Here is a 21,123-nt window from a genome sequence, read left to right on the forward strand (position 1 = left end):
TCTTACTAGCAAGATGCTAAATACTATCTAAATAACCTTCGCCACAAATCACTTCAATGTAGTATGAGTCCATGCTAACAACTTTTTGAGCGTTCGAAATTTCAATTCTGCAATTTACTAAAAAAACGCCTCATTATCTTAAAATTTTAAAATCATAGTCGATATTGAGCTTTTCACATCAAAAGTATCTACCTAAACAATATGGAATATCTGTCTCTGACAGACAACCTCAACAACAGCTAGATTTAACAATGCCAATTAATATTATCTACAATTTATCGCAGCTATTAGTTTAATTTCGCTTTAACTGTAAAAAATGACACCAACACCACTATATATATCGTGCCAAGAACAAATAATAGTGATACTAAAACGGTTCAGTTCGTTACTATTATCCGCTATGATGATAAAACAACCTTAGCTTACTAACATGAATATGATAGTTTATAGCTGTGCTCAATATATCCTCATCTCCTATACTGATGCTGCCAATCATCGTATAGATAACTCTAAAATCACGTGGAGCCGTTTATGTCATACCGCGTTATTGCGCTCGATCTTGATGGAACACTACTTGATAACCAAAAGAAAATTCTACCGGAATCTCTAGCTGTCTTACAGGAAGCCCGTCGCCAAGGCGTTAAGGTCATCATTGTGACAGGTCGTCATCATGTCGCTATTCATCCGTTTTACCAAACCTTAGACCTTGATACACCAGCGATCTGCTGTAACGGAACTTATCTATACGATTATTTAGGCAAAAAAGTCCTAAAATCTAATCCGATGACCCTCGATTCAGTCACGCAAATGATCGATAAACTGCGTGGTACTGATATTCAACATTTAATGTATGTTGATAATGCGATGCTCTATAACGCGCAAACAGAAGGCATTAAACGTACATTAAATTGGGCTGAATCCTTACCTGTTGCACAGCGTCCAACCATTGAATTTGTTGAAGATTACGCTGATGTGATGCATAACTATGATTCTATTTGGAAATTTGCTGTTAGCTCACCAAATACAGATCAACTTCATCAAGTCGTTAGTGAAATTGAAAATGACTTTGGTTTAGATTGTGAATGGTCTTGGATGGATCAGGTGGATGTCGGCCGTAAAGGTAATAGTAAAGGCCAACGCTTAAAGGAATGGGTTGAATCCCAAGGGATGACAATGAATGATGTTGTCGCTTTTGGTGATAATTTCAATGATTTAAGTATGCTGACAACCGCAGGTTTAGGTGTCGCGATGGGTAATGCGGTTGATGAAGTCAAGCAACAAGCTAAGCTCGTGACTCGAGTTAATACTGAACCGGGTATTGCTGAAGTTATCCGTAAGTACGTTCTGTAACGTCCAATTATTTTATTAATTCAAGGAAAGCTCAGCTTTCCTTTTCTTATTTTCTATTGTCACAACGCCAAGAACGACGAGTGATTATAGATGACGAGATAGCGATACAGCCTTCACTTGCGCATACACTTTTCTACCTTTACGAATAGACAGCTCATCCCTTGCCCAGCGGGTAATACGTGCCCATAAATAATGTTCTTCGCCTAAATCTAGCTTCACATCCACTTGTTCGCCATCTTCAATCCATTCAACCACTTCTGCGGCCAAAATATTTCGAATACTGCTCACTTGTGGTTTTTCAAGCACCAAAGATACATCCGATGCATCAATACGTATCCGAACGTTAGTGCCTTGTGGTGCGTTAACACGTGGGATCCACAGTTTTTGACTCCCCACAATCACCGCTGTCATTTCATAATCAGGGTGTTGACTATGTACAGTTGCACTGACCACACTGCTTAACGTTTCTTGCTGTAGCCAAGGACGCAAAGCACTGCTTGCCCAAACATCTTCCAAGGCGCCAAAGGCTTTAACTTTACCTTGTGCCATCACGATGACTTTATCTGCTAAACGCAAAATTTCATCCAAACTATGGCTGACATATAAAATCGGAATTTTAACGTCTTGAGAAAGCTTTTCTAAATACGGCAGCAATTCCCGTTTTCGGGGCAGATCCAAAGAGGCTAACGGCTCATCCATCAGGAGAATTTCAGGGGCTGTAAGCAATGCACGACCTATGGCAACTCGTTGTTTTTCACCACCAGAAAGGGTTATCGGGTAGCGATTGAGTAATTTTTCAATACCAAGCAGCCCGACAATATCGTCGAAGCGGGCTTTCATTTCAGGCGCCATGCCATAACGCAAATTGCTTTTCACCCGATAATGAGGAAACAACCGTGCATCTTGAAATACATAACCGATATGGCGTTGTTCGGGCGGTAAGCAAATCCCTTTTTCTACATCCACCAATGTACGACGATTGAGTACAACACGCCCTTTACTGGGTTTAGTTAGCCCACCTATCACATTGATAAGCGAGGTTTTTCCTGCGCCAGAAAGCCCAAAAACCGCGGTAATACTTTCCGTTGGCAATTGCGTTTTAACTTCTAACTGTAAGTCGCCTAATTTTTGTGAAAAATCGAGTTCTAACATATTAGGCCACTCCCAAACGCTTTTTACCCCAGCGGGTTAGCCACTCTGAGATCAATAATGAAATCAAGGCTAAAATAATCGCAATGACACATAAGCGCGCAGCGTCTACTTCTGCCCCCGGCGTTTCAATTAAGGTGTACATCGCTAATGGGATGGTTTGTGTTTCACCTGGTATATTCGAAACAAAAGTAATTGTGGCGCCAAATTCACCAAGCGAACGTGCAAAGGCTAACACTGTTCCGACAATAATGCCGGGAAGAGAGAGCGGAATGGTTATCGTGAAAAATACACGTAATGGTGTCGCACCTAATGTCCTCGCTGCTAGCTCCAATTTTTGGTCAACCGCTTCAAGCGCTAAACGAATTGCACGCACCATTAGTGGAAATGCAACCACGGCAGACGCAAGCGCAGCGCCCCGCCAACTAAAGGTAAAACTAAAGCCAAACCAGTTATATAACCATTCACCGATAAAACCGCGTTTACCCATACTGATCAACAGTAAGTACCCCACTACCACTGGCGGCAATACCAGTGGTAGGTGGATAATACTATCAAGCAGTGTTTTTCCAGGAAAATTACAGCGAACCAATACCCACGCAATTAAAATACCTAATGGTAAACTGAAAATTACAGCTACACTGGATACTTTTAGACTTAGGTAAATCGCTTCCCATTCATAAGGACTTAACATCTGCAAAAAAATGCTCTCTTAACGTTTATTTAGTTCGAGGTTCAAAACCGTAACGTTTGAATACTTCTGAAGCCGCAGGGGTTTTCAAGTATTCATAGTAATCACGCGTTGCTTGGTTATCTTGATCTTTAACAATTGCCATTGGGTATTCAACAGGTTTATGTGTATCTGCTGGGAACACACCGACCACTTTGACTTTTTGGCTAGCGACAGCATCAGAACCATAAACAATCCCTAAAGGGGCTTCTTGGCGTTCAACTAATGCCATACCACTACGCACATTATTCGTACGCGCTAATAGTGGATTAACCGTTTCCCATGCGCCTAAATTGCTTAACGCTTCTTTGGCATAAATACCAACAGGGACATGGTCAGGATCACCAACGGCTAAACGGCCACCATCTAGCAATTTTTTCCAATCCGTTTGTTTATTGATTTCGACTTTATCAATTTTTGCATCTTTCGGTGCGATTAACACCAATTCATTACCTAATAATGTATAGCGTGTATCTTCGACCATCAACTTTTTATCAATAGCGTAATCCATCCACTGTTGGTCAGCAGAAATGAATAAATTAGCGGGAGCACCTTGCTCAATTTGACGAGCTAGAGTCGAAGAAGATGCATAAGAAGCAACAACTTCAACTTGGGTGTCTTTCTTATATTGTTCTGAGATTTCATTTAATGCATTAGTCAGTGATGCAGCGGCAAAAACCGTAATTTTATCAGCTGCAAAACTGTGGCTAGCCATCGTTAATGTCAATGTTGCGCCCGCGAGAAGTGATACCAAACCTTTTTTCATTTTTATCTACCCTAGTATTAATCGACACGTTATATATAACAGGACACAGCGATAACTTAAAGTCAAACTCGCGATAAAAGTGTGCTGGCGCAAGAAATGATGCAATTTTGTTGCATGTTTTCCCTAAAGGATAAATTAGCTGATGAAAAAACACACAAGTACCCAAATCGTTTTTCTATAGAAAACTTTCTATTGCCCTTATAACTTTATCGGCACAAGTTGTGCACATTTCAGTATTCCATTCCACTTTTACAAATGACATAGCAAAGGTAATTATATGGTGGCCTTTCCGACAAAGCTTAGTACGCACTTTATGGCAGAATTAACAGTCGAACAGTTTAATGGACTGTTTGATAAAGAAATAGCATCTGAAACCTTAGCTTCTTTAGCAAAATCGGCTAGTAATGGGAACTTAGAGAGTATCGATTTATTACACAATATCGCTCTACGGCAAGACAGTGAGGGAAGAAAAGCAGAAAATATTCTGTTTGATTTATTTAGCGGAAAGCTGCCTGCAAAGAAAGGTATAGATAAAGAAATACAAGAAACTAGCAAAAAATTATATCAATTACACCTTAATACAAAAACCAAAAAACACCTAAAAGACTCGAAACTAACGACCCCTTCTAAGCTGCTTTATATTGTCGGATCTGCAATAGAAAAAGTTATTGATAGACTTGGTTTAACAAAACTATTGATGAAAAATGAACCTACGGAATCCACTCTTTGGGATAATAACAGGATGACAACAAGTGATGAGATTGATGCAAGCAATAAAAATAACCCAACTTTGCCATCAAATATGACGGTCAATGACTCAATAGGCCTCACCCAAAGCGGATACAATTTATTAGCAGAAATAATTGAACAAAAAGTCTTGAATAGCAACACATTAAACCAATTCGAATTATTCCCTATCAATGTTAATGATAACCATTGGATCTTATTTGTGCTCTATCAGGCAGATCCAATACATCAATCAGCGAATAATAAAAGAAAATGCATTCTATTTAATTCATACGATAACGTGAGTACCGATATTCGAAAAGAAATAACAGTGGCAGCCAAAAAGGGCGGTGTTACTGAAGAAGATATCACTTACATAGAAGGAAACATCCAACAGAACGTACCTAATGGCTGTGGATTATTTGTTATTGCAGCAATAAAGCAATTAACTGAAAATATTCAGCAAGATCCTGATAAAACGCTCAAACAATTCCACCAAGATTTCTTAAATAAAACAATTTATGAACAAGAGCAATTTAATCTTCATGAACGTCGGCAATTATTTTCTACTTACTACGATAACGAATACCGACCATCATGAAATTCCTCTCCAATATGAAAAACCCCCTGACTGCATTTACAGTCAGGGGGTCTATAATCAGCCACATAAGAAATTTTGTTAAAAATTACTTGTTTTCAGTGTTGTGATGATGAGGTACATGTGCTTTAGACAGTAAGTTAAAGAATGCACCCAAGCCATAGATCAAACCCATGATCAAAAACATAACGACTGGAACCATCATCAGGGCAAAACCCAAACTTTTAATTAGTTCAAACATAGGAAAAAACCTCTTCAGTGATACTGTGCCCACCAGCCTACAAGATACGCCGACGAGGGAAAACTTGACTCTCAGTACATTGAGTATAAATCAAATCAGAATAATAACGCACAATTACGTTATAATGGAGACTATTTTAGACAAAATATTATACTAACGACATACTAAACGTGCTTTTTACGTCTGTCATCACCAGCCACGCCGGAAGGGAGAAATTTATGCAGGCCGAAATTTTACTCACACTGAAACTACAGGGCAGTTTATTTGCTGATCCTCGCCGTATCGCGCTACTAAAACAAATTAAAGCGACAGGGTCAATCAGCCAAGGCGCTAAACTCGCAGGGATCAGCTATAAAAGTGCTTGGGATGCCATCAATGAAATGAATCAACTCACTGATGATATCCTTGTTGATAGAGCAACAGGTGGCAAAGGCGGTGGCGGCACAACACTCACCCATTATGGTGAAAGATTACTTCAACTTTATGATTTACTGGCGCAAATTCAACAAAAAGCCTTTGATGTACTCAAAGAAGATAATCTCCCTTTAGACAGCTTATTAGCGGCTATTTCACGGTTTTCATTGCAAACCAGTGCCCGTAACCAATTTTTTGGTACTTTAATTTCCCGTGACCATATGCAAGTTCAACAACATGTACAAATTCGCTTAGCCGATAACAGCACTGTGATTAATGCCGCACTAACAGAGCAAAGTGCTAACCGTTTAGGGTTAACCGAAGGTAAAGAAGTTCTCGCATTGATTAAAGCACCTTGGGTAAAAATAACTAAACAACCTAACCCAACAGGCTTTGATAACTACCTTGCAGGGAAAATTACCACTTTAGAGAGAGGTGATGAGAACAGCGAAGTGATAGTGACACTCACAGGCGGTGAAACTTTATGTTCAACTATGCCAAACAGTGAAATTGATAGCCAATCTTTGAAAATTAATAATAGCGTTACTGCACTATTCAATGCTGACCAAGTGATTATTGCCACCCTGTGTTAATTTGTCCTGCTTACTTACTATAAAAGTAAGTAAGCATTCACCTTTTTTTTCCTGCCATGCCGTTCAGTTGTTGACTTTATCTTCAATCCTGATTATTTGTGATAGATGACAAGGTAAATAATCATGATAAGGAAGCTTGATGAGCACAATAACAATACAACATGGCAACTTTAAGCTCAGCGAAATCCAGACTTTAGACATTCAACAACTTAACATCGAAAAAGGGGAAAGTTGGGCTTTTATTGGTGCTAATGGCAGCGGTAAATCTTCACTCGCTCGAGTGCTTTCCAATGAGCTCCCTCCACTTTCGGGTGTCGTAAAAAATACATTCACCTCTCCAGTTCGTTTATCATTTGAACAATTACAAAAAATCATCAATGAAGAATGGCAGCGCAACAATACGGATATGCTCAGTGATGATGAAGATGACACAGGGTATACCGCTGCTGAAATCATTCAATTTAACCATAAAGACAATGAATTTTGTCTCGAACTGGCCGCTCGCTTTGGTATCAGTGACTTACTTTCGCGTCGCTTTAAATACCTTTCCACCGGTGAAACTCGTAAGGTTTTATTATGCCAAACATTAATGGGCAACCCTGACTTGCTAATCCTTGATGAGCCATTTGATGGCTTAGATGTTTACTCAAGAAATCATCTTAGTGAACTACTCTCTAGTTTGTCTGAAAAAGGCCTCACCTTGGTGTTAGTGCTAAATCGCTTTGATGAACTCCCTGAATTTATTGAAAATATGGGTGTTGTCGCAGACTGTAAGCTAACGATGGCGGGAAATAGAGAGTCAGTACTCGCTAACACGCTAATCACACAATTACAGCACAGCGAGAAAATTAAACATCTTTTCATCCCTGAAACCGAAGACCCAACCGCAGACGAAAAACTGGATGATACAACGCCTCGTATTATTTTGAGAAATGGGACCGTTAGCTACAATGACAAACCGATACTGCACGGTTTAAATTGGCAGGTAAATCCAAACGAACACTGGCAAATTATCGGCGAAAATGGAGCAGGAAAATCAACGTTACTGAGCTTGATTACAGGAGATCACCCTCAAGGGTACAGTAATGACTTAACCTTATTTGGCCTCCGTCGTGGGTCAGGAGAAACCATATGGGATATTAAGCGCCATATTGGGTATGTCAGCAATAGCATTCACCAAGAATACCGAGTCGCAACCAGTGTACTCAATGTCATTATTTCCGGTTTTCATGATTCTATTGGCTTGTACCAAGCACCTTCTGACCGTCAAATACAATTAGCGCATGAATGGTTAGCTTTGTTAGGTTTTTCAACACAAACAGCTCAGCAACCTTTCCATAGTCTTTCGTGGGGGCAGCAGCGCTTAGTTTTGATTGCCCGAGCGCTAGTTAAACAGCCTGCCATGCTGATTTTAGATGAGCCATTACAAGGCTTAGATGGTCTTAACCGATTATTAGTACTGCGGTTTATTGATGTAATGCTAAGCCAAGGTAACACACAACTCCTGTTCGTTACCCATCATCATGAAGATGCCCCTGCTTGTATTACGCATCGGCTCACTTTTGTCCCTGATAATGGAAAATACCGTTACGATATTGAAGCGCTCTAATTTTTGACTTATTTGCCAATAGATACGATGAAACTATTGGCAAATTTAATCTAATGTTTAATAGATGATAACTAAATTATCTAATTACAACCATTTGATTTTGTTTAATTTATTATTATTCAGTTATTTTCAATTAGAAAAATCACACAAAATCATTACACTTCGCCTCTTCTAATAATTTAGACATTATAATGGATATTCTTTATGGCTTGGTTAATGTTAGCCTCTTCACTTGCTACACTTGCAACACATCGTTTAATTGCTCTTTTTTTACTCATCTGCACAATCATTACTGCTGCATACACACACATTATTGATTGGCAAGCGATTCTACTCTTAGCTTGTATTACGTTAATTGCCATTATTCGTTTGCGTTTCCAACACTACCTACCCATAAAAATTATCAGTGAAATCACCTTACTAATCTGTGCGATCGGGTTATTCATTCACTTATTTCCTGGTTTTAATAACCTGAAATATCTAGATAAAGTCACAGTAGGAACACATAGCGCTCCTTTCACAATGTATTTTAATTTTGATAAGGCACTCGTCCCTTTTATTTTACTTGCCTGCTTACCAACATTATTTATTTGCCGTCCAGCCAAACATGCAACTAAAGTTCAATGGGCACTATTAGTTAGTTTTGTTCCACTTTTATTGCTAATTGCGACTGCTGCTGGTGGGTTAGCCTTTGAATGGCATTTTCCTAGTTGGTTACCTGCTTTTATGCTCTGTAATCTATTTTTTGTTTCATTAGCAGAAGAAGCGCTATTTCGTGGCTATTTACAGCAACGCCTAACCCTTTGGTTAAAATCACCTTACCTCGCATTAGTTATTACTTCACTGTTATTTGGTGCAGTGCATTTTGCTGGTGGGCCGTTGTTAATTCTCTTTGCTACGTTAGCTGGTTTGATTTATGGCTTAGCTTGGATGTGGAGTGGTAAATTATGGCTGGCGGTATCAATTCATTTCGGGTTGAATTTAGGGCATCTATTATTTTTTACTTACCCATTTAAGTTGGTTACTAGTTAATATTAGCGAATTGAAAATTCATAATCCCCCATAAACTGGATGATTTTTATCATAAAAAATCACTAACACAAGTGATGTTAGTGATTTTTCATTATTATAGCCATGTTATCTATCGTTAATCTAATTACTAGCTTGATTAACATTCATTGGTTTAATTTCACCAGACTCAATATTAAGATAAAAATCTCGACTCGGATTTCCTTGTAGATATTTATCAATTACAGTGAAAATACTGCCAAAACGTAATTTAAAAATATTTTCAAATGAACTACCCGCATTAATTTTGTCAGTCTCAGTTGGTAATGACGATAACAAGGTTCCTGTGAGGAATCGATACTGATTTAATCTTTCTACAGGTATATCTTGTAACGCAAGCTCGTCTGCATTACGTAAACGATAAAAATCCACAGCAAGATCAAAACCATTCCATTTTGCAAAGTCCTTTAACTGATACCCTGTATTTTTAGCAAGAATAGCGGCTTTATCACTGGCTTTTTTCCATGCATCAGAGTCTTTCTTCAAATAGATTTCGGTGACATTAACAGTCCCAGGGTCGTTTGCACAGATTTCATGATTTTGGCTCAATGGTGCCGTTAATACTTCATTATAAGCTTTCTTTGTATCTAATTGGCTTAAAATAAGCATCTCTTCACCATTCAAACTAAATAACATTTGACGAATTTCACATGGCCATTCCTCTGGAATAAAACGTAAACGTGTCAGTTCAGTAATATGCCAATTAGTGAAGTCATAATAATTATTTGCGCTTAAGATATCTTTATTCCAAAGATGCGACGAGTTGGTATTTTTGAGGTGATCCCATTCTTGCTGATAGTGCTCAAATAACTCATCAAACCGAGGTACATCTTCTATTATAATAGTTTGCACATCAATTTCATTGGCATTTCTAAAATTCAATATTTTATAAGCAGGGACATATGCTGCCATTGAGGGAGCTTGAATATTAAAAAGTAAGCTGCCATCCGAATACTTACGTACACCTGTATCATTAAAATGCATATGACCGCCAACATGAACACCGATGCCTGTTTTTGCCATTGCATGGCTCGTGTCTTCTTTTGGAGCCCTTTCTAACTGAAATTTACCTTTACCAAAAATGGTTTCAAGGTCATCCGCTGCGCCATTATCAAATTCAACCATCGGAAAATGGCTAAACGTGATTAATGTTTTATTTTGTTCTTTCGCGCGCTTTGCAACATCCGCCATCCACTCAACAGTCTGTTGTTTGTATGTCAACATTTTGTTGTAACCCGCATTCCCCGACCCCGCAAAGTTTTTAGCCGCCTTAGGGTGGTTAATATCTGCTTTTTCAGAAGGAACATAGACATTGGCATCAACGGCCATTAACCACAAACCAGGAGTAGGCTCAACAAGGTAACTACTGTCTGCAACATTAAAACAAGGCCCATATCCCTCCTGCTTATATTTACCGCCTGTTCCTTGAGTACAAATTTCATACTGTCTTTGGTTAAAATCACTGGATTTTAAAGCTGCTTCATAGCTGTAACCTTGAGAATCATAGTTTGAGTATGGCGTTTCCCAATAAATATCTTCTGGTAGTGGATTAATACCAAACGATTTCATTGCATCCATCACTCGACCATAACCACTATATACCATTTCTTCGGTACAAATTGTCGGTAACTCAGCGCCCGTTTCTATAACGGCCGTTTTTCCTTTATATCCCGTACACTCATTAGCCCCTAAACTAAAGATACGTTGAGTTTTACCATCAATTCCAAGAAAATCTTCCTTTCCTGCTGGCATATCAAATGGGCGGTTCGGATCATGATTTCCTGGCGTTGCAAAGAAACGCATACCATATTTTTGCTCGTACTCTTGCAAGACTTTCACTAGCCCACGTAAATGAATAGGTTGGCCGTCATCGGTAAAATCGCCAGGTAATGCAATGAGTTTAATACCTTTCTTACCTGCATCATCAAGTGCAGCACGTAGAGCAAAATAATTTTCATTAAATAAACGCGTAGAAGTTAATTGCGCATACATAGAACGAATAACGGCATTTTGACCACTTTTACTATTTTTTAATCCTTCAAATGCATTATCAGCAAACTGCCCATAAACATCATGAAAATGGATGTCGGGCATAAACGCGACGCGATAATTATAAGATTGAGCCGTAGGGTCATTTGCCATTGCGACAGTTCCAACGGACATTAATGCAAGGGCAAAACCATATTTTAATTTATTGTTCATATTTGTTCCCTTTAGATAATTAACTATTTCTATCAGAAGTTATATGCAATGCCAACACGATAACGCCACTGCCATGCATCACGGTAAGTTTGTCCATTTTTGACGTATGAACCGTCATCATAGGAAACATAGCCTAATTCAATATAAGGAACCCATGTCTTATTACCAATCCAAGACACATTCAGATTATGTGCATAATCCTTTTCTTTACCTTTATATGCGGGATAATCAGTATCAAATTTATATTCAAAGTCATAACTTAATGAGAAATCTTGCAACTTATAACCTAAATAAAAATTACTCTGCCAATAATGTTGATTATCTTTTTTAGGCTTATTAGAGTTATCATAATGCCTTACGCCATAACGTAAACGAGTTCCAATATTAAAATCATCCGTTAAATTATAAGCAGCTTTGACACTGAATTTATAAGCTGTATCTTTATCTCCTGAATCTAGCGCAAAAGAAGGAGTTAAAACAAAATCTTTTGTGGCTTTATATTTATAACCGACTTCAACCTCATTTCCTTTTGATGATAGGTTTTCACCGAAACCGCCATCTCGGCTTCTCCATTTTCCTTCAAGGCTAAAATAAGTTCCATTTTGCATGCTATGGCCAATTTTGACACGATCTTCATGACGATGCTCATCCCCTAACCATTCATGACGATAGTCAATATATGTCGCATTCGCTGCTGTGCAAAATAATAACGTAGAGATACCTAGAGTTAAGTTTTTCATAAACTGATTCCTATAATTAATATTTATTTTTTATTTAACGATTAAAACAATGAGTTATTAGTTATCTTTTATGTATATACACTCCTTATTTTTTTGAAAAAACCATCCCATCCCTTTAAGTAACTTAAAAGAAAATTAACCTTATTAAAATTTTAAAATTATTTTATATTCTTATCTCACATCCCTAATTCCAACTTTAATAAATCAACAATATATTTTGATTTTTTCGCATTTAATATTTCATTTCTAAAAGACTCATGCATTAATTTACGTGCGAGAACAGAAAAGATTCGCATATGCTGATTTTCATCTGAATCATTAATTGTTAGCATAATTACCAATTTAACATCAACATTGTCTCCCCACGCTAGCTCATTCGGTAAACGCAATACTGAAATACTACTATGTTTAACAAAAGGTGATTTACAGTGCGGTATTGCAATTGAGAAACCTAATGCCGTACTAAAAATTTCTTCCCTCTGCCATATTGCTTGTTCAACTTGTGCCCCTGAATCAGCTCGATGATTAATCTCTAAATTATCAGTTAATCGTTTAATGACTTCCTCTTTACTTTCCATTTTTTCATCAAGAAAAATTAAAGACGGATCCAATACTGAATAATTAATTTTTGGTTTATTCGTAGAAATAGCCAAATGAGATAATTTATATTTTTCAAGCTTGAACCAATTATCTGCATATACATCAGGTTCAATAATTAATAAATCGTATTGCGTGTCTACCAATAAAACATGAGCAGATTGGATTGATTCAATCATAGAGGATGAAAGGCATATTAAAGGAAGAGAGAAAGATTGCGCTAAAATAACGGTATGTGATATTTCTGCGCCTGTAGCCATCACAATACCTTGCAAATATTCACCTCTCAATGCCAATAATTCGCTTGGAGTTAGTAATCCTTGACAAATAATAATCGAATCTTCTGTTAATTTAGGAAGTTGTATTTTAGATTGAATACCAAGATGCCTCGCTATACGCAATCCCAAATCCTTAATATCTAACTCACGTTGGCGTAAATATTCATTACTACTGCTTCGAAATGGCAAGCTGAGTTCCTCAATTGCCATTGATAACGCCGCAATCGCATTACGTGCCTCTCTTGGTTCAAGCAAGCAGGCTTCAATATCCTCATCATCCAATAATTGGCTTTGTGCCTCTAGAATATCAACCGCTGCTTTATCAGCTTGCTGAATGTCTAGACTAAATTGCTGACGAGCTCTTTGTAACGCAAGTTTTAGTATTTCACATTGCTCTGATTGTGAACTCGATGGCTCTGATAATGAAATCTTTTGTAAATCAAAAGATTCCATATAAATAGACCTACCTTTTGCAATACCTTTGCTAACACCGTCACCCTGAATAATTTGGGATAGTGTCCGGCTCAGATATATCGGGATCATTCCTTGTTCTGGTTTATCTTTTTTCGGCATTAATCCATCACAATGAATAAACTCTTGCTCAATAAATATTTTTAGTTTTTCATAAGCTAGATTTTCATCATTTCCACTGATTGTAAAATAACATTCGTCACCAACAGTGACATCTGCACCAACAAGAGCCAGCACACTTTTCGCATTGGCTTGGCGTTGTTTACTTTTATTAAAAAGTAAAATATCTGATTGAAAACAAGCTGTTTTTTGCTCAATTGCACTCGCTGGTCTTGCATGAATACCATTTGGTAACTCACAACGAAATGTAAGTACTTTCATTACTTTTCCTTATTAATTAATCAACCAAGACACAGGCGTACAAGGGGCTGCTTTATCTGTATTTATGCATGGAGACTCCGATAAAGTAACTTGGTGTATCTGTGTATTCGACTTAGGCTCTGAATAAGTTTTGGTTTCACTACTTGGGTTCCACCCTCGTAAAATAAGTGATTCTTGGTTCTGTGCTTTTTTCAAAGTGCTGAAATGCAGCTCGCTATCCCACGTCAATAAACTATAAATATCAGGAAAAACAATATAATGAGGGTTAGTTTTAAATTGAGACCAACCAGAGTCTAGGTAACCAAACGCAGGTAAACGCCAATGCTCAATATCACGCCAAAGTTGGGAACTTTGACTATTGTCTATCGGTAGTATGGCAAAATGGAAATGATGGAGCCCCTGAATTTGTGACTCTGGTGATGGAAGAACCATACCCGATGCACGTCCCGGCCGCCAAGTGAGATTGGCTTGGCCTAACCAACCCACACTGCGCAGCAGGGTTACGCGAATAATATCGGTTTGGTTTGCTGGTATCTCATACTCTCTGAGCCCTTTCGTAACAACACACATACCTTTTTTATCATCATATTGCATTACCAAACTTTGCATTGGATAGAGTGCCGTTGGTGCTTCCGTCCAGTTTTCTTCTCGCCATATTTTCATGGCAGCTGGCTGATTTTCTCGCTGGATCAAACCAAAAGGTTGGTCTGCGAAATGAAATACCTGTTGAACTACCGTAGGGATCTCTACCTGGATTCGATGGTCTTCGACTGTATTATTGATCGTGATTTCAACATCTAACCATGCCTTATCATGAGGCAAAGAAAGTTTCATGGTGGCAGTTAAATGCGCATTAGCTTGCTTTTCTTGGCGGGCCATCGCATTTTGAGGAACGGGTATCAGCCAATTAAGCATAAGCGAATCCATTAAAGGCGCCCTGATACAATCAAATTGCTCTAAATGGCCATCACTACTGATTAACCAATCATTTTCAGGTGGCGAATAGTTATAATTATCCCCTGCGTCCCCACCATCAATTAACCGAAGAATGTTCGGATAATGCTGCTGACTGCGTTTATCGGTTAGCATCAACTGCCCTTGATGTATTTCGAGCTTCAACCATTCATTTTCTAATATATTCTCAGCCTGAATATGGGTAGGAGTGTCAAAGCCCGCATTTTCACCTTCAAGTAAATAAAAAGTCCGATAACCACAGGAAGGCAAGTCTTTCGCTTCAAGTAATATTTCACACTTCCGATACCATGTCGTTGTTGTACTATTTGCTAGTTCCTGTACGATCAATGACATATCCTGTTTTTCTTCGTGAATAAGTTGCCAGCGGCAAGGTCTTCCTGCATCGTCCTTAATACAAAATTGTTTTTCCGGTGTATAAAGTGTAATGCGAACCTGCGCATCTCTTTTATGTGGCAATGAATTGAAGATAATCACTTTTTTACCTTCTTGGGTCGCCTCTATCCCACAAGCAAGCATTTTCATATTCAGATCAAACAGTTGATTCGCACTTTCTAAGCCGTCTTTTAAGCGCGCTTTTACCATGCTATTAACACGGTCAGAGTTACACCCACCAATACTGTCGTGGGCATGCGACTGCATCGCTTTGCGCCAAATATTATCAATCGCGGTTTGTGGGTAAGGCAAACCAAGCCGCCAATTAATCGCCAAAAGTGGCTCGAGTTGTTGGCTAACAAATTGCTCTAACTGCGCATTTAATAATTTGATATCCACCCGTGTGGAAAAAATACCGCGGTGGACACGCATATATTTCGAGCTCAGTAATTCACCTTCGAATTCAGGTAATCCCGAACTATTAGCTTGAAGCGCATCAAAAAATGCACTAAAGCTACTTTTGACAAAATAATAGTCATTTTGTACTTTATTTAGCTGCTCAAGCATTCTAGGAACGGCATACTCAAATGGCGACTGGTCATTACCATTAGGTAACAATATCTGGTCCGAATGAGCAAACCGAGCCTGTTTTTCTAGGATTGCAGGCAAAACAGCTGACGCTTTTTCCGGGTTATCAGGCAACCATTTCGCACAACCATACCCCCAAGGTAATACCGCCGTAGTGACTCGATGGCCTGACTGCGATTTCCAAATAAATTCACTACTGGCAACATCATGTTCACACCAGCCGCGCCATACCACCGCATGGTTAATGCCAAACTCTTGTAAAAACATTGGAAGTTGCGAACTTTGTCCAAATGAATCAGGTACATAACCTATTGGCATATAATTTTCCCATTGATCACAATCGGCTTTGCCCAATAATAAATTACGCGTAATGGATTCAGCTCCCACCACTAAAAAATCCGTTTGTGTATACCAAGGCCCAATAAGAATTCGATCTTGTTTAATTAATTTCTGTAAACAATCACGCCTTTCTGGTGCAACCTGTAAATAATCTTCCAACACTACAGTCTGTCCATCTAAGACAAATGGGCCAAGAGAAGGGTCTTCTTCTAAATGTTTTATTAAATCATTCATGAAATAATAAAGAACAATTTTTGAATCATTCTCAGTGAAATACCATTCACGATCCCAGTGCGTATGTTGAATTAAATGTACCGTTTTCATTTTATGACCTTAAAATATTTTTAGCAGAACAAACCCGTCACGTTATTCACGCTAATTAACACAGCATAAGATTATTAAGATAAAGTTCTAATTAACGTCCGACTTTAAATTTAGGAATCGCCGTTTCTATTTTTTTAGTTTCTATCGTTTTATTTCCACGAAATATTAATAAAGAACCAACAGTGATAATTCCAGATCCTACAGCAACCGATAATATATATATCGGCCATTTATCTACGGCCAACCAGCCATAAAACCCTGAAATAGGCGCATGATTTATTGCACCTAAACCAACTGCCATCGCCGCACCTGTTGCTGCACCAACTATATTAATAATAATAATTTTTGGATTTGCCAGCGCAAATGGAATTGCACCCTCTGAAACACCAATTAACCCCATTAATGTCGACGCTTTGCCAGCCTCTCGTAATGACTCAGGAAAACGTTTTGCCCAAATTAACGTTGCTAAGCCAATGCCAATTGGGGGAATAATAATAGCCACTTGAGCCGCAGTATTTGGCTCATAAATTTCCGATGCTAATAATGCCATTGCAGTAGTTACAGCCGCTTTATTAACTGGCCCCCCAAGGTCAAATCCAACCATGGCACCAATAACGGCAGCAAGAATAATTTTGTTAGATCCCGACATTGATAAAAGCCATTGTTCCATACCATGATTAAGTGCCGCTAAAGGTGCACCAATCACAAATGCCATAATAATACAGGTGAGTAATGTACCCCCGACTGGTAAAATAAAAATAGGTCCTGCTGATGCAAGTGATTTGGGTAATTTCGTATATTTCGCTAATAAACGAACAATGTAACCCGCAATAAATCCTGCCGCTAATGCACCTAAAAACCCCGTCCCTAAATTGCTAGCCAATAGGCCGCCAACCATGCCTGGCGCTAGTCCGGGTTTATTCGCAATCGCAAAACTGATATAACCCGCAACAATGGGTAACATGAGTGATAACGCTAACCCACCAAAACCATCAAATTTATGAAGCATTTGCACCACAAAATTTGTCGCATCCTGATGGCTTGCATCCCAAATATTATCAATGCCATATAAAGATGCACCAATACGCGCTATCCCCATAATTACCGCACCAGCAATAACAAATGGCAGCATCCATGACACACCAGTCATAATGGCATTTTTAATTTCCGTACCAATACCTAATTTAGACGCACCATTAAACTGCCCCATTCTTCATTTCCTCCTCGATGGCATCAATAATTGCATCGCCATACTTAATTGGATCAGCAACGCTACATTCAAGCTTAATCATTCCATCAAATCGTTCCTTATTAATAACAGCGACATCAGCAGCCAAAATGACCGCATCTGCTCTTGCTAAGTCGTCACTGGTAATTTCATTTTCAATTCCCATACTCCCTTGGGTCTCAACTTTGATTTCGTGACCACGTTTTTTCCCTACGATATCCAATGCTTCCGCTGCCATATAAGTATGAGCAACACCAGTAGGACAAGCAGCGACACAGATAATAAACATAACAACTCCTTAAAAATTTAATTCAGGTAATAAAAAAAGCACAATGGCGAAAACGCGCATTGTGCTTTTGAAAGACAATTAAAGTTAAATTAGCCAAATTTCCAGGCGCACCACTAGAATGACGGCAAGTCATCATGTGACGTAAACTAGAAACAAGGAACAAAAATAGCAATTCGTAACGCTTACGAATATTCAGTGATATTAATGGCTTTACGTAATACTTTCTTTCTACTTTAACCACACCGCTAGCAAATAATTCGGTATAAAGCGTCTGTGCACTCAGCCATAATTGCGACCAATTAACTGAAAAATCATTTTCTAATTGGTTAGGGTATTCGGATTCGTCTTTTTCTAAAGAGGTAACGGGAACAAACCAGCAAATTTTGCTCAATAAAGCCTTCATTTTGCTATCAAGTGACAGCAAAAATAAAATGCAGGTCTTAAAAAATGAAGCAAAATGTAAAGACATCGTGTTTCCCCTTTAGAAATTGGCATCATTCTAAACGTATAAAATAGAAAATTACTGTGATTCCACACTCATTTATTAAAATAGATATAAATTAAAACCGTCAAAACCTTATTAACGACCTTCGTTAATTAATAATAAATTGATTATTAATGACTTAGATTAAATTATAAAAATATTTTTTATTTTAAAAATATATTTTAGTAAAAAAAGCAAAAGAATAAAAAACTGGAAATTCCACAATAATATAAATTATTAATCTGGCTTCTTTATATTAATTCAAAAAAAGTATTTTTATGCATTTTTATATAGAATGCGATTCAACCCACAAGCTTAATTAAAAGGAATTTAATGAAATAAAAAATTTGAAAAATAACAAATTTAAGATAGGTCAGAATAATGAAGTATTGATTAATGCTTAACTCATTAAATTTATATTGCTCAATAAGTGAGACAATGTAATTCATCAAAAGCTGATAACATTTTCAATGTTATCAGATCATTAGACCATTACAAACTCACGACTTCAAGCACAATGTTCAAACGAGTCAGTGTACCTCAATCACCGAACAAAAAACTTATGGTGAAAAAACAAACTTGGTTTAAACAGCAATCATCAGTAATTTGTAAAAAAACAACCAACTACCAGTTCTTTGCCTTAAAGTTATTAGGCACTTTGCTTGATATCCATCATAAGAATGTACAAACCGTCATTTCATCGCTTGCTGTATCGATTCAATTCGAGTTAAATTTAGAGTATCCACAGGATCTACAAACTTAGAAAACAAGTCATTACCCTCATGTAAAATTTGTTTTTCACATAGATAGGGAGAAAACGCAAGTTGCTACTGGCGTTCGAGTTGACTATCCCTATAATGTAGGTCAGCAACAATTCATTTCTAATTAGAATGTACTGATAGGAGTTTTAGCTATGGCTGTAACTAAACTGGTTTTAGTAAGACACGGTGAAAGTGAGTGGAACAAAGAGAACCGCTTCACAGGTTGGACTGACGTAGAACTGTCTGATAAAGGCCGCGAAGAAGCAAAAATTGCAGGCCAACTGCTAAAAGACGAAGGTTTTGTTTTTGATTTTGCTTACACTTCCGTTCTGAAACGCGCTATCCATACTTTATGGAACATCCTTGATCAAGTTGAACAATCATGGTTACCAGTCGAAAAAAGCTGGAAATTAAATGAACGTCATTACGGTGCTCTGCAAGGTTTAGACAAATCAGAAACCGCAGCAAAATACGGTGACGAACAAGTTAAATTATGGCGTCGTGGCTTTGCCATCACACCACCTGACCTGACTAAAGATGATGAACGCTTCCCTGGCCACGACCCTCGCTATGCGAAACTGTCAGAAAACGAATTACCAGTCACTGAAAGCTTAGCAACAACAATTGAACGTGTTGTCCCTTATTGGGAAGAAGTGATCAAACCACGTGTCACCAGTGGTGAGAAAGTGATCATTGCCGCTCACGGTAACTCACTGCGTGCTTTAGTTAAACACTTAGACAACTTAAGTGAAGATGAAATTCTTGAATTAAATATCCCAACTGCGGTACCAATGGTTTATGAATTCGATGAAAACATGAAACCAATCAAACGTTACTACCTAGGTAACCAAGATGAAATCGCTGCTAAACAAGCTGCAGTTGCAAACCAAGGTAAAGCGAAGTAATTACTTACTTTATCTTTAATACAGAAGGGTTAAGCCATTTGCTTAGCCCTTTTTTATTATCTGAAATATGACCTTATTCCCTCTATAACAAAAAACACTAACTGTTAGTTTTAGAAAGAGGAATAAGCGGCTATCATAGGGAAAACACATTGAAAGGTTGATAAAACAACAAAATGAACAAATTTAATATGTATGTTTGGGTTGGTCTTGTATTGAGCGCCAGTATCTTAGGCTCTCTGCTGTATATGATCCAAGGTGGCGAATTAGTCGTTGATGGTTCAAATGGTGCAGCTAATGCTGAGCTGATGAAAACCTTAATGATCATTGCCTGTGTCAGCTTTCCAGTACAAATTATTAGTATGATGGTGATGGCTTATAAACCTCGGTTATCCATTGTTCTTACGATATTAAGTAGCCTAGCATTGATGCCAATCACCATTGTATTTACTATGGGAATGATTTTCTCTGCGATCCGCTGGCGCTATCATCAACTAAACCAATTTGATACATCTTTAAATGTTCAATTTGACCAACGTGTTGAGTTCAACAAACGTAATAACCGTATTTTAGTCGGCGCACTTGGTTTAATCAGTATCACTTTCATTATATTAAGCCAAAGTTTAGGGATGTTCCTGTTTGTTTTTACCATTTTTCTTGGTTACTTCGGCAAAAAAGCGGGAGATGGCGTTTATTTAGCCGTCAAAGATGCTCATTTATATATTCGCCCCAATATTTTTGCTCATTGTTACCGTATTCCCTTAAAAGATGTCACTTACGTGAAAGGTGAAAAAGGAAAAGTGCATTTCGATGTTCAGACCGACAATGAAGTATTGCAATTAACGGCAACGCCAGCTAATGCAACATCTGAAGAGAAAGCTAAGCTAATGGAGTTATTGAGTAAAATACAAAAATAACTAGAGGATAATATTCTCTGCCAATAAATAT

Annotated in this window: 18 protein-coding genes; 7 read left to right on the plus strand and 11 right to left on the minus strand. The window is 38.0% G+C overall.

Annotation, left to right across the window (positions count from 1 at the left end):
- Positions 1–531 precede the first annotated feature (531 nt).
- Positions 532–1,350 carry a pyridoxal phosphatase gene (locus ACU696_RS17455; RefSeq protein WP_209101180.1) on the plus strand — a complete coding sequence of 273 codons (819 nt, stop codon included), beginning with the start codon at positions 532–534 and terminating at the stop codon, positions 1,348–1,350.
- 84 nt (positions 1,351–1,434) lie between these two features.
- On the opposite strand, the gene modC is transcribed toward ACU696_RS17455, so the two are convergent.
- From modC to modA, 3 genes are read right to left on the minus strand one after another with little or no spacing between them, the layout of a single operon-like run.
- Positions 1,435–2,502 carry a molybdenum ABC transporter ATP-binding protein ModC gene (gene modC / locus ACU696_RS17460; RefSeq protein WP_004909131.1) on the minus strand — a complete coding sequence of 356 codons (1,068 nt, stop codon included), beginning with the start codon at positions 2,500–2,502 and terminating at the stop codon, positions 1,435–1,437.
- A gap of 1 nt (position 2,503) precedes the next feature.
- Positions 2,504–3,193, minus strand: a complete 690-nt coding sequence (gene modB / locus ACU696_RS17465) for a molybdate ABC transporter permease subunit (RefSeq protein WP_109910959.1) — start codon at positions 3,191–3,193, stop codon at positions 2,504–2,506.
- A gap of 25 nt (positions 3,194–3,218) precedes the next feature.
- Positions 3,219–3,995 carry a molybdate ABC transporter substrate-binding protein gene (gene modA / locus ACU696_RS17470; protein WP_109910958.1) on the minus strand — a complete coding sequence of 259 codons (777 nt, stop codon included), beginning with the start codon at positions 3,993–3,995 and terminating at the stop codon, positions 3,219–3,221.
- A 277-nt stretch (positions 3,996–4,272) separates the two neighbouring features.
- On the opposite strand from modA, the gene ACU696_RS17475 reads away from it, so the two are divergent.
- Entirely contained in the window at positions 4,273–5,322 is a 1,050-nt protein-coding gene (locus tag ACU696_RS17475; protein WP_004909126.1) for an ElaD/SseL family deubiquitinase, read from the plus strand.
- Positions 5,323–5,407: 85 nt separating this feature from the next.
- Here the strand turns inward: ACU696_RS17475 and ACU696_RS17480 are convergent, their stop codons facing one another.
- Positions 5,408–5,560 carry an AcrZ family multidrug efflux pump-associated protein gene (locus ACU696_RS17480; RefSeq protein WP_004909125.1) on the minus strand — a complete coding sequence of 51 codons (153 nt, stop codon included), beginning with the start codon at positions 5,558–5,560 and terminating at the stop codon, positions 5,408–5,410.
- A 218-nt stretch (positions 5,561–5,778) separates the two neighbouring features.
- Here ACU696_RS17480 and modE point away from each other — a divergent pair, with 218 nt between their 5' ends.
- From modE to ACU696_RS17495, 3 genes are all read left to right on the plus strand, one after another.
- Positions 5,779–6,567 carry a molybdenum-dependent transcriptional regulator gene (gene modE, locus ACU696_RS17485; protein ID WP_004909124.1) on the plus strand — a complete coding sequence of 263 codons (789 nt, stop codon included), beginning with the start codon at positions 5,779–5,781 and terminating at the stop codon, positions 6,565–6,567.
- A 139-nt stretch (positions 6,568–6,706) separates the two neighbouring features.
- Entirely contained in the window at positions 6,707–8,176 is a 1,470-nt protein-coding gene (gene modF, locus ACU696_RS17490) for a molybdate ABC transporter ATP-binding protein ModF (RefSeq protein ID WP_164529078.1), read from the plus strand.
- A 204-nt stretch (positions 8,177–8,380) separates the two neighbouring features.
- Entirely contained in the window at positions 8,381–9,208 is an 828-nt protein-coding gene (locus tag ACU696_RS17495) for a CPBP family intramembrane glutamic endopeptidase (RefSeq protein WP_109910955.1), read from the plus strand.
- 120 nt (positions 9,209–9,328) lie between these two features.
- On the opposite strand, the gene ACU696_RS17500 is transcribed toward ACU696_RS17495, so the two are convergent.
- From ACU696_RS17500 to ACU696_RS17530, 7 genes are all read right to left on the minus strand, one after another.
- A complete protein-coding gene (locus tag ACU696_RS17500) occupies positions 9,329–11,446 on the minus strand; it encodes a metallophosphoesterase family protein (protein WP_109910954.1) in 2,118 nt (705 codons plus the stop codon).
- Positions 11,447–11,478: 32 nt separating this feature from the next.
- Entirely contained in the window at positions 11,479–12,186 is a 708-nt protein-coding gene (locus ACU696_RS17505) for an oligogalacturonate-specific porin KdgM family protein (protein ID WP_109910953.1), read from the minus strand.
- Positions 12,187–12,362: 176 nt separating this feature from the next.
- Complete coding sequence (locus ACU696_RS17510) at positions 12,363–13,913, minus strand: fructose PTS transporter subunit IIA (RefSeq protein WP_123382146.1); 1,551 nt, start codon at positions 13,911–13,913, stop codon at positions 12,363–12,365.
- A 12-nt stretch (positions 13,914–13,925) separates the two neighbouring features.
- Positions 13,926–16,511 carry a glycoside hydrolase family 38 N-terminal domain-containing protein gene (locus tag ACU696_RS17515; protein WP_209101176.1) on the minus strand — a complete coding sequence of 862 codons (2,586 nt, stop codon included), beginning with the start codon at positions 16,509–16,511 and terminating at the stop codon, positions 13,926–13,928.
- Between the two features lie 91 nt (positions 16,512–16,602).
- Positions 16,603–17,721 carry a PTS fructose transporter subunit IIC gene (locus ACU696_RS17520; RefSeq protein WP_110731791.1) on the minus strand — a complete coding sequence of 373 codons (1,119 nt, stop codon included), beginning with the start codon at positions 17,719–17,721 and terminating at the stop codon, positions 16,603–16,605.
- Complete coding sequence (locus ACU696_RS17525; RefSeq protein WP_004909112.1) at positions 17,708–18,028, minus strand: PTS fructose transporter subunit IIB; 321 nt, start codon at positions 18,026–18,028, stop codon at positions 17,708–17,710. Before ACU696_RS17525 ends, ACU696_RS17520 begins: the two co-directional genes overlap by 14 nt.
- A 22-nt stretch (positions 18,029–18,050) precedes the next feature.
- Positions 18,051–18,497: a hypothetical protein gene (locus ACU696_RS17530; protein WP_109910949.1), complete on the minus strand. Its 447-nt coding sequence runs from the start codon at positions 18,495–18,497 to the stop codon at positions 18,051–18,053.
- A 928-nt stretch (positions 18,498–19,425) separates the two neighbouring features.
- Here ACU696_RS17530 and gpmA point away from each other — a divergent pair.
- Positions 19,426–20,178 (plus strand): 2,3-diphosphoglycerate-dependent phosphoglycerate mutase, encoded by a 753-nt coding sequence (gene gpmA / locus ACU696_RS17535; RefSeq protein WP_004909107.1) that lies wholly within the window; start codon positions 19,426–19,428, stop codon positions 20,176–20,178.
- 173 nt (positions 20,179–20,351) lie between these two features.
- On the plus strand, positions 20,352–21,092 hold the full coding sequence (locus ACU696_RS17540) for a hypothetical protein (protein WP_109910947.1): 741 nt from the start codon (positions 20,352–20,354) through the stop codon (positions 21,090–21,092).
- The last annotated feature ends 31 nt before the right edge of the window (positions 21,093–21,123 follow it).

The organism is Providencia sp. PROV_01 (genome assembly GCF_053098325.1).